This is a genomic window from Micromonospora sp. WMMA1947 (assembly GCF_027497355.1).
Classification (GTDB): domain Bacteria; phylum Actinomycetota; class Actinomycetes; order Mycobacteriales; family Micromonosporaceae; genus Micromonospora.
This window is the reverse complement of the sequence record NZ_CP114909.1, coordinates 971,311-984,062: the sequence shown is the minus strand read 5'-3', so window position 1 is coordinate 984,062 and position 12,752 is coordinate 971,311. Positions and strand designations below refer to the sequence as shown.

12 protein-coding genes are annotated in these 12,752 nt (G+C 71.6%); 8 read left to right on the top strand and 4 right to left on the bottom strand.

All coding sequences use genetic code 11. The annotated features are described in order from the left end of the window. The first annotated feature begins 76 nt into the window (after window positions 1-76). From O7604_RS04675 to O7604_RS04655, 5 genes are all read left to right on the top strand, one after another. Window positions 77-2,602: a bifunctional FO biosynthesis protein CofGH gene (locus O7604_RS04675; RefSeq protein ID WP_269702079.1), complete on the top strand. Its 2,526-nt coding sequence runs from the start codon at window positions 77-79 to the stop codon at window positions 2,600-2,602. A gap of 151 nt (window positions 2,603-2,753) precedes the next feature. Continuing rightward, entirely contained in the window at window positions 2,754-3,050 is a 297-nt protein-coding gene (locus O7604_RS04670) for a hypothetical protein (RefSeq protein WP_269702077.1), read from the top strand. 72 nt (window positions 3,051-3,122) lie between these two features. Continuing rightward, complete coding sequence (locus O7604_RS04665; RefSeq protein ID WP_281578974.1) at window positions 3,123-4,520, top strand: DUF4331 domain-containing protein; 1,398 nt, start codon at window positions 3,123-3,125, stop codon at window positions 4,518-4,520. A 13-nt stretch (window positions 4,521-4,533) separates the two neighbouring features. After that, window positions 4,534-4,872 (top strand): phospholipase, encoded by a 339-nt coding sequence (locus tag O7604_RS04660; protein WP_269702074.1) that lies wholly within the window; start codon window positions 4,534-4,536, stop codon window positions 4,870-4,872. 460 nt (window positions 4,873-5,332) lie between these two features. Next, window positions 5,333-5,593 carry a WhiB family transcriptional regulator gene (locus O7604_RS04655; protein WP_013284161.1) on the top strand — a complete coding sequence of 87 codons (261 nt, stop codon included), beginning with the start codon at window positions 5,333-5,335 and terminating at the stop codon, window positions 5,591-5,593. Between the two features lie 108 nt (window positions 5,594-5,701). On the opposite strand, the gene O7604_RS04650 is transcribed toward O7604_RS04655, so the two are convergent. Next, window positions 5,702-6,151 carry a metallopeptidase family protein gene (locus O7604_RS04650; protein ID WP_018787548.1) on the bottom strand — a complete coding sequence of 150 codons (450 nt, stop codon included), beginning with the start codon at window positions 6,149-6,151 and terminating at the stop codon, window positions 5,702-5,704. Window positions 6,152-6,304: 153 nt separating this feature from the next. Between O7604_RS04650 and O7604_RS04645 the strand changes: the two genes are divergently transcribed. Continuing rightward, a complete protein-coding gene (locus O7604_RS04645) occupies window positions 6,305-6,679 on the top strand; it encodes a DUF3499 domain-containing protein (RefSeq protein ID WP_281578973.1) in 375 nt (124 codons plus the stop codon). A 114-nt stretch (window positions 6,680-6,793) separates the two neighbouring features. Here O7604_RS04645 and O7604_RS04640 read toward each other — a convergent pair whose 3' ends face one another. From O7604_RS04640 to O7604_RS04630, 3 genes are all read right to left on the bottom strand, one after another. Continuing rightward, window positions 6,794-8,173, bottom strand: a complete 1,380-nt coding sequence (locus O7604_RS04640) for an FAD-dependent oxidoreductase (protein ID WP_281578972.1) — start codon at window positions 8,171-8,173, stop codon at window positions 6,794-6,796. 4 nt (window positions 8,174-8,177) lie between these two features. Continuing rightward, a complete protein-coding gene (locus O7604_RS04635) occupies window positions 8,178-9,524 on the bottom strand; it encodes an aspartate aminotransferase family protein (RefSeq protein WP_269702070.1) in 1,347 nt (448 codons plus the stop codon). 148 nt (window positions 9,525-9,672) lie between these two features. Then, on the bottom strand, window positions 9,673-10,185 hold the full coding sequence (locus O7604_RS04630; RefSeq protein ID WP_269702069.1) for an Lrp/AsnC family transcriptional regulator: 513 nt from the start codon (window positions 10,183-10,185) through the stop codon (window positions 9,673-9,675). Window positions 10,186-10,392: 207 nt separating this feature from the next. Here O7604_RS04630 and O7604_RS04625 point away from each other — a divergent pair, with 207 nt between their 5' ends. Then, entirely contained in the window at window positions 10,393-11,577 is a 1,185-nt protein-coding gene (locus O7604_RS04625; RefSeq protein ID WP_269702067.1) for a spermidine/putrescine ABC transporter substrate-binding protein, read from the top strand. Further along, on the top strand, window positions 11,574-12,731 hold the full coding sequence (locus O7604_RS04620) for an ABC transporter ATP-binding protein (protein ID WP_269702066.1): 1,158 nt from the start codon (window positions 11,574-11,576) through the stop codon (window positions 12,729-12,731). The genes O7604_RS04625 and O7604_RS04620 overlap by 4 nt, the downstream gene beginning before the upstream one ends. The last annotated feature ends 21 nt before the right edge of the window (window positions 12,732-12,752 follow it).

Below are 12,752 nucleotides of genomic sequence, written 5' to 3'. Positions count from 1 at the left end.
CACCCGGTTCGTCCCGATGCCCGGACCGCGACCGGGGGCGGGCGTCCGGCCGTCCGGCAGCGCTTAGGCTGGGCGGATGGTTGATCGCAGCGACCCCGAACCGACCGAGGCGAGCATCCGGCGGGCGCTGGGGCGGGCCGCCACCGGCCGGGCACTCGACGCCGGCGAGGCGAGTGCGCTGCTCGCCGCTCGCGGGCCGATGCTCGACGACCTGCTCCGGATCGCCTCCGACATCCGCGACGCCGGGCTGCGTGACGCCGGGCGGCCGGGCGTGGTGACGTACTCGAAGAAGGTCTTCATCCCGCTGACCCGGCTCTGCCGGGACCGCTGCCACTACTGCACGTTCGCCACCGTGCCGCACCGGCTGCCCGCCGCCTACCTGGAACGCGACGAGGTGCTGGCGATCGCCCGCGAGGGCGCCGCGCAGGGCTGCAAGGAGGCGCTGTTCACGCTCGGCGACCGGCCCGAGGAGCGGTGGCCGGCGGCCCGCCGGTGGCTGGACGAGCGGGGGTACGACTCGACGCTGGACTACCTGCGCGCCTGCGCGGTGGCGGTGCTGGAGGAGACCGGCCTGCTGCCCCACCTGAACCCGGGCGTGCTCACCTGGTCGGAGCTGCAGCGGCTCAAGCCGGTCGCGCCGAGCATGGGCATGATGCTGGAGACCACCGCCACCCGGCTCTGGTCCGAGCCCGGCGGCCCGCACTACGGCTCGCCGGACAAGGAACCCGCGGTACGCCTGCGGGTGCTCGACGACGCCGGCCGGGTCGGGGTGCCGTTCACCACCGGCATCCTGATCGGCATCGGCGAGAACCGGGCCGAGCGGGTCGACGCGATCTTCGCGATCCGCCGCGCGATGCGGGAGTACGGCCACCTCCAGGAGGTGATCGTGCAGAACTTCCGCGCCAAGCCGGACACCGCGATGCGCGGCATGCCGGACGCGGAGCTGCACGACCTGGCCGCCACCGTGGCGGTGGCCCGGGTGCTGCTCGGCCCGAAGGCCCGCATCCAGGCCCCGCCGAACCTCATCGCGGGCGAGTACGACCTGCTGCTGCGCGCCGGCATCGACGACTGGGGCGGCGTCTCCCCGGTCACGCCCGACCACGTCAACCCGGAGCGGCCCTGGCCGCACCTCGACGAGCTGGCGGCGCGTACCGCGAGTGCCGGGTTCACGCTGCGCGAGCGGCTGACCGTCTACCCGGAGTACGTCCGGGCGGGCGAGCCGTGGCTGGACCCGCGCCTGCTGCCGCACGTCACGGCGCTCGCCGACCCGGCCACCGGGCTCGCAGTCGAGGCGGCCCGCCCGGTGGGACGGCCGTGGCAGGAGCCGGAGTCGGGCTACGGCGGCCGGACCGACCTGCACGTCACGATCGACGTCACCGGCCGTACCGACGACCGGCGGGGCGACTTCGACAGCGTGTACGGCGACTGGGCCGAGGTGGCCGGCAAGGTGGCGCCGGAGGCGCGCGCGGGCGTACCCCTGGGCGCCGGCGCGGACGCCGACCTGCGCGCGGGCCTGCGGCTGGCCGCTGACGACCCGGCCGCGCTGCTGACGCCGGCGCACGAGGCCAAGGCGCTGGCGCTGTTCGGCGCGGACGGCCCGGCGCTGGACGAGCTGTGCCGGCTGGCCGACGACGCGCGCCGGGACGCGGTCGGCGACGACGTGACCTACGTGGTCAACCGCAACATCAATTTCACGAACGTCTGCTACGTGGGCTGCCGGTTCTGTGCGTTCGCCCAGCGGGAGAGCGACGCCGACGCGTTCCGGCTCTCCCTCGAGCAGGTGGCCGACCGGGCCGAGGAGGCGTGGACGGCCGGCGCGACCGAGGTCTGCCTCCAGGGCGGCATCGACCCGAAGCTGCCGGTCACCGGCTACGCCGACATCGTCCGCGCGATCAAGGCGCGGGTGCCCGGCATGCACGTGCACGCGTTCTCCCCGATGGAGATCGCCACCGCGGCCGCGAAGGCCGGCGTACCGGTCCGGGAGTGGCTGCTCCAGCTCCGCGAGGCCGGGCTGGACACCATCCCGGGCACCGCCGCCGAGATCCTCGACGACGACGTGCGCTGGGTGCTCACCAAGGGCAAGCTGCCGGCCGCCGCCTGGGTCGAGGTGGTCAGCACGGCCCACGAGCTGGGCATCCGGTCCAGCTCCACGATGATGTACGGCCACGTGGACCACCCGGGCCAGTGGCTGGCCCACTTCCGGGTGCTGGCCGGTGTGCAGGACCGTACCGGCGGGTTCACCGAGTTCGTGGCGCTGCCGTTCGTGCATACGAACGCCCCGATCTACCTGGCCGGCATCGCCCGCCCGGGCCCGACCTGGCGGGAGAACCGGGCGGTGCACGCGATGGCCCGGCTGCTGCTGCACGGCCGGATCGACAACATCCAGTGCTCCTGGGTGAAGCTCGGCGACGAAGGCACTGTGGAGATGCTGCGCGGCGGCTGCAACGACCTGGGCGGCACGCTGATGGAGGAGACGATCTCCCGGATGGCCGGTTCGGGCAACGGCTCGGCCCGTACCGAGGAGCAGTTGCGGGCCATCGCCACCGCCGCCGGGCGCCCGTTCCGCAAGCGGACGACCGCGTACGGTCACGCCCGCGCCTGAGGTCGAACCTTTCCCCGCCGCGCGCCGTACCTGTCGATGCCGGCGGCGGTTTCGGCGAGGACCGCCGCCGGTGACCCCGAACCGGGGCCCGGCGGTGTCCGGGCGCCGGGGCCCGTTGCGGCGCTGCGGCGCCGGTCCGGAAAGGTTGCCGATGAGCACTGACGAGACCACCGAGGCGCCGAAGAAGCGGCGGACCTGGCCGCGGTTGACCCGCAGGCAGACGCTCACCGCCGCGGCGAGCGCGACGCTGGGCGCCGCCGCCCTCACCGTTCCGGGCCTGTCCGCCGCGCAGAACAACCCCACGGCGAACCGGCGCGACGAGCCGATCGTGGTCCACCTCCGCGACGCCGCCGCCGGCGTCATGGACGTCTTCGTCGGCACGAACCGGGTCGAGGTACGCGACCGCGGCCTGGCCGACCGCCTGGTGCGCGCCGCCGGCCGGCGCTGATCCCACCCTTCACCGGCGTGGGCTCCCGGCGCCGGTTCCGACTTCCGTTCCCCCGACGAAGGTGCGTCCGCCATGTCCTCTCACCGCGAGGCCCCGGAGATCGCCAAGGATCCGGTCGCCGACAGTTCCGACCTGTACGCGTTCGTCACGCCGAACCAGCCCGACACGGTCACGTTGATCGCCAACTACGTGCCGCTGCAGCTTCCCTCCGGCGGCCCGAACTTCTTCGAGTTCGGTGACGACGTCCGGTACGAGATTCACATCGACAACGACGGTGACGGTTATCCGGACGTCACCTATCGTTTCGAATTCACTACCGAGATCACGAACGAGAACAGTTTTCTCTACAACACCGGGCCGATCGAGTCGCTGGAGAGCAAGAACTGGAACCGGCGCCAGTTCTACCGGCTGACCCGCATCGCGGACGGCCGCGCGCGGGTGCTGGCGCACAAACTGCCCTGCCCGCCGTGCAACGTCGGCCCGCTGTCGACGCCGAAATACCAGAACCTGGTCCGGCAGGCGACGTTCAAGCTGTCCACCGGCGAGAAGGTGTTCGCCGGGCAGCGGGCCGACGGGTTCTTCGTCGACCTGGGCGCGGTGTTCGAGCTGGGTACGCTGCGGCCGTTCCAGCAGCTGCACGTCGCCGGCAAGAAGCTGTTCCGGGCCGAGGGCGAGCCGGTGAACGCGCTGGACCGGCTCAACGTGCACAGCCTCGCCGTGCAGGTACCGCTCGCCCAGGTACGCCGCAAGGCCGCCCGCTACAGCCCCGCCGACCGCGCCTCGACCATCGGGGTGTGGACGAGCGCGTCCCGCCAGCAGGTCCGGGTGCTCGGCGACCGGGTCTCCGCGGACACCGCGGCCGGCCCGTTCACGCAGGTGTCGCGGCTCGGTAACCCGTTGTTCAACGAGGTCATCGTGCCGATGTCCAAGAAGGATGTCTGGAACACGCTGCCGCCGTCGGAGGACAAGCGGTTCGCCGGGTTCGTCGAGCGGCCCGAGCTGGCCGCGCTGCTGCCGGCGCTCTACCCGGGTGTGTTCCCCAATCTGGACGCGCTCAACAAGTCCAAGAAGCCGCGCGCCGACCTGGTGGCGATCCTGCTCACCGGCGTCCCGGCCGGACTGATCGACGGCTTCGCCAACACCACGGGCGACGTGCAGGCGGACATGTTGCGGCTGAACACGGCGATCCGGCCCAGCCGCACGCCGGACCGGTTCGGCGTGCTCGGCGGCGACCTGGCCGGTTTCCCCAACGGCCGCCGTCCCGCCGACGACGTGGTGACCATCGCGCTGCGCGCCATCGCCGGGCTGACCGTGCCGCTCGTCGACAAGACGTTCCGCCCGGACGCCGCCGCCGCGGCGGTGACGCCCGGCCTGAGCGCGGCCGACGTCACCGCGCCGTTTCTGGCCGACTTCCCGTTCCTCGGCACGCCGTACGACGGGTTCGGCAACCCGCAGGCGAAGAAGTCCTGACGGGAGGCGGCTGATGTCACACCATCACGATCTCGGCCCGTCGGAGGTCGGAAGCGTCGTGCTCGATCTCGGCGGCGATCGGGGCGCGCTGATCATCCACACCGGGCGGGACCTGCACGGCCGGGAGATCGAGATCAGTCGGGTGGACCTCGACGGTCCGCGGACCCACTCCGCCGTACGTGAGCGGCACGTCCGGGACGGGGTGTTCCACAGTGCCGTCTACCCGGACCTGGAGGCGGGTGTGTATACCGTTTGGTGGGACGACCACACGTCCGCCGGGGCGATCTCGGTCACCGGCGGGTCGGTCGCCGAATTCGTCTGGCCCACCAGCTCACCAGCCCGCTTGGACTGATCCGTCAGTCATCTCGGAACCCGCGCCCCGTCCACCATGTGGACGGGGCGCGCTCGGCGTTGGACGGCTCGACGGGCGGTGTCGCGGGAAGCGGGTTACCCTTTGCCCCACCAATTCTGATCTTGGTACGAGCGGCCGGCGGGGGCGTCCGGCCGGCCTGCCGGCGATGCGCCACGGCAGAAAACTTCCGGCAACTCGCCGGGGAGGGCGTTACTCGTCCGGGGTCTGAATCGATAGGGCAGGTTGCGAGGCTACGGGCGACCGCGGCGGTCGTCCCGGACGTGTCGGGAGGGCGACTCCATTATCAAGTTTGGCTTGACGGCGCACGCATTACACGCGTGTAATTTGAATGGGGTTGTTCGCACGGAACGCAACAAATGGTGACCGTACGGACAGGCACGCCTTTCGCGTGGGGGGTTGCAGCGGCGAATGACGCCGGTGCGCGACAAGGAGGCAATCGATGGACGGCCAGCTCGAGGTGGCCGACCTGCTCGGGAACGCGCCGGAGTGGCAGGAGCGAGCGCTCTGCTCGCAGACCGACCCGGAGGCGTTCTTTCCCGAGAAGGGCGGCTCGACCCGCGAGGCGAAGCGCATCTGCTCGCGGTGCGAAGTGAAGACGGAATGCCTGGAGTACGCGCTCGGTCACGACGAGCGGTTCGGAATCTGGGGTGGCCTCTCCGAGCGGGAGCGGCGCAAGCTCAAGCGGCGGGTCGCCGCCTGATCGACGTACGGGTCCACGGGGCGGTGGGGGCCGCTCCGGACCCGGGTCGCCGTCCGGCCGGAGCATCCGGCCGGGTGGCGGCGCCCACCGGCCGGCCCCGGCGACCGGTCAGGCCAGCTCGTCCGGATCGACCCCGAGCAGATTCGCCACCTGCTCGATGATCACGTCGTGCACCAGGTCGGCGAGATCCTCACGGTCCATCGCGCGGAACTCCAGCGGCCGCCGGTAGAGCACGATGCGCGGCGGCACCTCCTGGCGGCCGGGCCGCCCGGGCAGCAGTCGGGCGAGCGGCACCTCGCCGTCCTCCAGCACGTCCGAGTCGTAGACGTTCAGGTCCGGCGGGACGTCCTCGACCGCGAACTCCACACCGGCCAGCTCCTTGGCGAACCGGCGCTCGAGCGTCTCCACCGTGTCGAGCACCAGATCGTCGAAGACCTCGGCCTTCGTCCGGGCCAGCGGCACGGTGGCCGGCACCAGCCGCCCGCGCAGCCCGCGACCGTGCCGGTCGCGGTGGGTGCGCCGGCCGGAGCCGGGGCGGCGGTTCTGCGGGCTCGTCATGACGGACAGGGTAGCCCGGGGCGACGGTCCACCCGCTGTCGCGCGGCCGTCCGGCGTGCCGGTGCGCCGATCGGAGGAATTGTGATCACCATGACGGGCGTGTCGTAACGCGAAGCGGTGCGCCGGACCCGGTAATGGGGATACCCTGCCGCCGTGAGGTCACCACGGCGCTGCTCCCGTAACGGCTGCCCCCGGCAAGCGGTCGCCACATTGACCTATGTCTACAACGAGTCGACGGCGGTGGTGGGCCCGCTCGCCGCGTTCGCCGAACCGCACACGTACGACCTGTGTGAGCCGCACGCCCGCAACCTGACCGCCCCGCGCGGCTGGGACGTGGTGCGGCACGAGGGCGAGTTCGAGCCGCCGCCGCCCACCACGGACGACCTGGTGGCGCTGGCCGAGGCGGTACGCGAAGCGGCACGCCCGGCCCCGCCCCGTCCTCCCGAGGACGAGCCCACCAGCAAGCCCCAGGCCCCCCACCAGCAGGGCCGCCGAGGCCACCTCCGGGTCATCCCGCCCCACCACTGACCCGCCGTCAGGCTTTTCGGTCGATCATGAGGTTGACGGCGTTTTCGATCTCCCTGAGTGCCGCCAACTTCATGATCAACGGGGTGGGGGGACCGGGCGGGAGGCCGGGTGCGGTCAGTGGCCCAGGAAGCGGTTGAAGGCCTCGGCTCGGCGGGACGGGCGGGACGTGCGGTGCTCTCTCCGGTCGGCTGAGGACATCACCCGCAGGCCGGCGTTCATGGCGAGCCAGCGCAGCGGCTCCGGTTCCCAGCGCGGGGAGCGGTGGCCCACCCAGGGCAGCGCCGTCAGGTCGCTCTCCACGCCCCGGATCAGGTCGGCCAGCGTACGGCCGGCGAGGTTGCTGGTGCCGACGCCGTCGCCGACGTAGCCGCCGGCCCAGGCGAGCCCGGTGCGCCGGTCCAGCCCCACCGACGCGGCCCAGTCCCGGGCCACGCCGAGCGGCCCGCCCCAGGCGTGTGTCACCGGCACCTCCGGCCCGAGGACCGGGAACAGGTCCGCGAGCGCGCGGCGCAGCGCCGTGAACACCCGGGGCTCCCTGTCGAATCCGGGCCGGACCCGGGAGGCGTAGTGGTAGGGCGCGCCCCGCCCGCCGAACGCCAGGCGGCCGTCGGCGGTGCGCTGGCCGTACACGATGACGTGCCGGTAGTCGGAGAACGTCTCCCGCTGCGCCAGCCCGATCCGTGCCCAGGTCTCCTCGGGCAGCGGCGGGGTGGCGACCATCAGCGAGTAGACGGGCGCCACGGTGCGCCGCTGGCCGGACAGCCCTGGCGTGTAGCCCTCCGTCGCGCGGACCACCACCGGTGCCCGGACCGCGCCCGCCGGTGTGACCGCCGCGCCGGGCCGCACCGCGGTGACCGGTGTGCGCTCGTGGATGCGTACGCCCCGGCGCTCCACCGCCCGGGCGAGGCCCCGGACCAGTTTCGCCGGGTGCACCGCCGCGCAGTGCGGGGTGTACGTGCCGCCGCGTACCCCCTCGGCGTTGCAGCGCGCGGCGGCCTCGGCGGCGTCGAGCAGCGTCAGGTCGTCGTCGGTGAGCCCGTGCGTGTGGGCCTGGGCGACCTCGGCGCGGGCCCGGCCGAGCTGGGCCTCGCTGCGGGCCAGCGTCACCGTGCCGCCGGCCTGCCAGTCGCAGTCGATGCCCTCGGCGGCGGCGACCCGCCCCACCTCGGCGACGGTGTCGTGCATGGCCCGCTGCATGGCCAGTGCCCGGTCCCGGCCGTGCCGCCGGGCCAGCGCCGGCAGTGAGGTGGGGAACAGCGCCGAGCACCAGCCGCCGTTGCGCCCGGAGGCGCCGTACCCGGCGATCTCCCGTTCCAGCACGACGACGCGCAACGTGGGATCGGCCCGGGCCAGGTAGTACGCCGTCCACAGCCCGGTGTACCCGGCGCCCACGATCGCCACGTCGGCGTCCGTGTCGCCGGGCAACCCGGGTCGTGGTGTCAGCGGCTCGTCCAGGCTGGACAGCCAGTACGACAGCTGTTGGTAGCCGGTCATCGGGTCAGAGCCGCGACCATGCCTCGGTCAGCACCGCGCGCAGGATCTGCTCGATCTCGTCGAAGTGCTGCTGGTCGGCGATCAGCGGCGGGGCGAGCTGCACCACCGGATCGCCGCGGTCGTCGGCCCGGCAGTAGAGCCCGGCGTCGAACAGCGCGGTGGACAGGAAGCCGCGCAGCAGCCGCTCGGACTCGGCCTCGTCGAACGTCTCCCGGGTCGTCTTGTCCTTGACCAGCTCGATGCCGTAGAAGTAGCCGTCACCGCGGACGTCGCCGACGATCGGCAGGTCGTGCAGCTTCTCCAGGGTGGACCGGAACGCGCCCTCGTTGGCCCGGACGTGCCCGATCAGGTCCTCCCGGGCGAACACCTCCAGGTTGGCCAGCGCGACGGCGCAGGAGACCGGGTGGCCGCCGAACGTGACGCCGTGCGCGAACATGCCGGTCTCGGTGAGGAACGGTTCCATCAGCCGCTCGCTGGCGATCATGGCGCCGAGTGGGGCGTAGCCGGAGGTGATGCCCTTGGCGGTGGTGATGATGTCCGGCTGGTAGCCGTACCGGACGGCGCCGAAGTACTCGCCGAGCCGGCCCCAGGAGCAGATCACCTCGTCGCTGACCAGCAGCACGTCGTACGCGTCGCAGATCTCGCGTACCCGCTCGAAGTAGCCGGGCGGCGGCGGGAAGCAGCCGCCGGAGTTCTGCACCGGCTCCAGGAAGACGGCGGCGACCGTCTCCGGTCCCTCCCGCTCGATCGCCCGGCCGATCTCCTCGGCGGCCCAGCGGCCGAACGCCTCGGCGTCGTCGCCGTGCTCGGGGGCCCGGTAGAAGTTGGTGTTCGGCACCTTGATGCCACCCGGCACCAGCGGCTCGAAGTCGGTCTTGATGCCGGGCAGGCCGGTGATCGACAGAGCGCCCATCGAGGTGCCGTGGTAGGCGATGTAGCGGCTGACCACCTTGTGCTTGGTGGGCTTGCCGGTGCGCTTGAAGTAGGCCCGGGCCAGCTTCCACGCCGCCTCGACGGCCTCCGAGCCGCCGGTGGTGAAGAAGACCCGGTTCAGGTCGCCGGGCGTGAGCGTGGCGATCTTCTCGGCCAGCTCGACGGCCTTCGGGTGGGCGTACGACCAGAGCGGGAAGTAGGCCAGCTCGCCGGCCTGCTTGGCGGCGGCCTCGGCCAGCTCGGTGCGGCCGTGGCCGGCGTTGACGACGAACAGCCCGGCCAGTCCGTCCAGGTAGCGGCGGCCCTGCGCGTCCCAGACGTACGCGCCCTCGCCCCGGACGATTGTCGGAACCTCGCCGGTCGGGTAGCTCGCCATGCGGGTGAAGTGCATCCACAGGTGGTCGGTGGCGTTGGCCATGTCAGCCCCATCGGGTCTCGGGCCGGTCAGGGGTGACACCGGCCGCTCTGCCCACGGTTATCCCACAGGCGATGCCGATAAGGCAAGTGAAAAAGCCTCAGCGCGACGGATTCAGCGCCGCATTACTGCTGTGTCAACGGAATCCGCATCAGGCGGTGCCCCAGCTGTAGGTCTGCTTGCGCAGCTTCAGGTAGACGAACGCCTCGGTGGAGAGCACCCCGGGGACGCCGCGCAGCTTCTGCAGGATCTCCAGCAGGTGCTCGTCGTTGCGGCAGACCACCTCGGCCAGCAGGTCGAACGAGCCGGCGGTGATCACCACGTAGTCGATCTCCTCGAACTCGGCCAGCCGGTCGGCGACGGACTCCAGGTCGCCGTCGGTGCGCAGCCCGATCATGGCCTGGCGGGGGAAGCCGAGCTGGAGCGGATCGGTGACCGCGACGATCTGCATGACGCCCGCGTCGAGCAGCCGCTGCACCCGCTGCCGTACCGCCGCCTCGGAGAGGCCGACCGCCTTGCCGATGCTCGCGTACGGGCGGCGCCCGTCCTCCTGGAGCTGCTCGATGATCTGCTTGGCCACGTCGTCGAGCAGAGCGTGATTGGATCCTTCACGCACGGTGACCCGACGGCCGCCGTTGGAGTTCTCCTGGTGCCGGTTGACCATCGACGCTCCTTGTGTCCGAATCTCCGGATCGATCGTAGTGCCCCGCGCAGTCTGGCGTATTTCGTGGCGAGTGGCTATTCCCGCAACGGAATCCCTTGTGAGAGAGGTTTTCTCATGTCAGGATCAGTCGTCCATCGCCACTGACCCTCCCGCCGGCGCGCCGTCCCCCGTCCCGCCGCCGACGATGCCCCCTCAAGGAGTCGTCACATGCGTAGTCCCCTTCGGACCCTCACCCGGCGTGGTCTGCTCACCGGGACCGTCGGCTCGGCCGCACTGCTCGCCACCGCGGGCACCCTGGCCGGCTGCGGGACCAAGGGCGCCCAGCAGACCGAAGCCGGGTGCAAGAGCGAGGATCTCTCCGCCACCGAGAAGAAGGTCGCCTTCTCGAACTGGCCGCAGTACATGGACACCGACGAGAAGGACGAGTCCAAGCGCCCCACGCTCGACGCCTTCGTCGCCGCCTCGGGCATCCAGGTGACGTACACCGAGGACGTCAACGACAACAACGAGTTCTTCGGCAAGGTGCGCAACCAGCTCGCCGGCTGTCAGAGCACCGGCCGGGACATCATGGTCCTCACCGACTGGATGGCCGCCCGGGTGATCCGCCTCGGCTGGGTGCAGAAGCTCGACAAGTCGAAGATGCCCAACGTCGAGGCGAACCTGCTGCAGTCGCTGCGCGGTCGCTCCTTCGACGCCGAGACCCAGCTCGCCGTCCCGTGGCAGTCCGGCCTGGCCGGGCTCGCGTACAACGCGAACGTCACCAAGGAGATCCGCACCGTCGACGAGCTGCTCACCCGCCCGGACCTCAAGGGCAAGGTGACCGTGCTGTCGGAGATGCGCGACACCATCGGCCTGCTGCTGCAGTCGCTCGGCCACGACCCGGCCAAGTTCACCTCGGCCCAGTTCGACGACGCGCTGAACAAGCTCAAGAAGGCCGTGGACAGCAAGCAGATCCGGCGCTTCACCGGCAACGACTACGCGCCCGACCTGGCCAAGGGCGACATCGCCGCGTGCATCGGCTGGTCCGGCGACGTGGTCCAGCTCGGCTTCGACGACGAGAAGATCAAGTTCGTGGTGCCCGAGTCCGGCGTGATGCTCTGGTCGGACAACATGCTGGTGCCGAACAAGGCCACCCACAAGGCCAACGCCGAGGCGTTGATGAACCACTACTACGACCCGGCGGTGGCGGCGAAGCTGGCCGCGTACGTCAACTACATCTGCCCGGTGCAGGGCGCGCAGGCCGAGATGGAGAAGATCGACCCGGACCTGGCGAGCAACCCGCTGATCTTCCCGGACGACACGATGCTGTCCAAGGCCAAGGTCTTCATGGCGCTCGACGAGGCGCAGGAGAAGGAGTACGAGACCAAGTTCCAGCAGGTGATCGGCGCGTGAAGGGGCAGCAGACTCCGGCCGGCGACCTGCGGCTGGTCGACCTGACCAAGCGGTTCGGCGTCTTCACCGCCGTCGACGACCTCACCCTGACCATCCCGCAGGGTTCGTTCTTCGCCCTGCTCGGCGCGTCCGGCTGCGGCAAGACCACCACGCTGCGGATGATCGCCGGGCTGGAGCAGCCGACGAGCGGAAAGGTGCTGCTCGGCGAGCAGGACATCGCCGGGCTGCGGCCGTACAAGCGGCCGGTCAACACCGTCTTCCAGAGCTACGCCCTCTTCCCGCACCTGGACATCCACGAGAACGTGGCATTCGGGCTGCGCCGTCGCGGCATCCGCAAGGTGGGCGACCAGGTCGAACGGATGCTCGCGCTGGTCCAGCTCGAGGGGTACGGCCGGCGCCGCCCGGCCCAGCTCTCCGGCGGCCAGCAGCAGCGCGTCGCGCTGGCCCGCGCACTCATCAACCACCCGCAGGTGCTGCTGCTCGACGAGCCGCTCGGCGCGCTCGACCTGAAGCTGCGCCGGCAGATGCAGATCGAGCTGAAGCGGATCCAGACCGAGGTCGGCATCACCTTCGTGCACGTCACCCACGACCAGGAGGAGGCCATGACGATGGCCGACACGGTCGCGGTGATGAACGCCGGCCGGATCGAGCAGCTCGGCGCGCCCGCCGACATCTACGAGTACCCGGCCACCGCGTTCGTCGCGAACTTCCTCGGCCAGTCCAACCTGCTCGCCGCCGAAGCCGGCGGCCGCGCCGCCGACGACGTGCTGGTCACGGCGCACGGCTCGCGCTTCTCGGTGCCCGCCGGCCGGGCCCGGCTCACCGACGGGCCGGCCTTCCTCGGCGTACGTCCCGAGAAACTGCACCTGGTCGAGAGCCCGGACCGGGTACCGGCCGGGCACCAGCACGTCGGCGGCGTGGTCAGCGACGCCTCCTACGTCGGGGTGAGCACCCAGTACCTGGTGCGCACCGCGTGGGGCAGCGAGCTGACCGCGTTCGCCGCGAACAGCGGGCTCGGCGGTCAGCTGGCGGTCGGCACGGCGGTGACCGCGCACTGGGACCCGCGGCACGCGTTCCTGCTGCCCCGGGCCGCCGGTGAGGACGACCAGACCGCGCCGCTGCTCGACGAGCCGCCGGTGGGTGCGTCGGCATGAGCGAGCGAATTGGCGGAGTGG

Excerpts from the sequence above, each read along its gene's own strand:
- O7604_RS04675 (WP_269702079.1), top strand. The coding sequence starts at position 77 with ATGGTTGATCGCAGCGACCCCGAACCGACCGAGGCGAGCATCCGGCGG.
- O7604_RS04670 (WP_269702077.1), top strand. The coding sequence starts at position 2,754 with ATGAGCACTGACGAGACCACCGAGGCGCCGAAGAAGCGGCGGACCTGG.
- O7604_RS04665 (WP_281578974.1), top strand. The coding sequence starts at position 3,123 with ATGTCCTCTCACCGCGAGGCCCCGGAGATCGCCAAGGATCCGGTCGCC.
- O7604_RS04660 (WP_269702074.1), top strand. The coding sequence starts at position 4,534 with ATGTCACACCATCACGATCTCGGCCCGTCGGAGGTCGGAAGCGTCGTG.
- O7604_RS04655 (WP_013284161.1), top strand. The coding sequence starts at position 5,333 with ATGGACGGCCAGCTCGAGGTGGCCGACCTGCTCGGGAACGCGCCGGAG.
- O7604_RS04650 (WP_018787548.1), bottom strand. The coding sequence starts at position 6,151 with ATGACGAGCCCGCAGAACCGCCGCCCCGGCTCCGGCCGGCGCACCCAC.
- O7604_RS04640 (WP_281578972.1), bottom strand. The coding sequence starts at position 8,173 with ATGACCGGCTACCAACAGCTGTCGTACTGGCTGTCCAGCCTGGACGAG.
- O7604_RS04635 (WP_269702070.1), bottom strand. The coding sequence starts at position 9,524 with ATGGCCAACGCCACCGACCACCTGTGGATGCACTTCACCCGCATGGCG.
- O7604_RS04630 (WP_269702069.1), bottom strand. The coding sequence starts at position 10,185 with ATGGTCAACCGGCACCAGGAGAACTCCAACGGCGGCCGTCGGGTCACC.
- O7604_RS04625 (WP_269702067.1), top strand. The coding sequence starts at position 10,393 with ATGCGTAGTCCCCTTCGGACCCTCACCCGGCGTGGTCTGCTCACCGGG.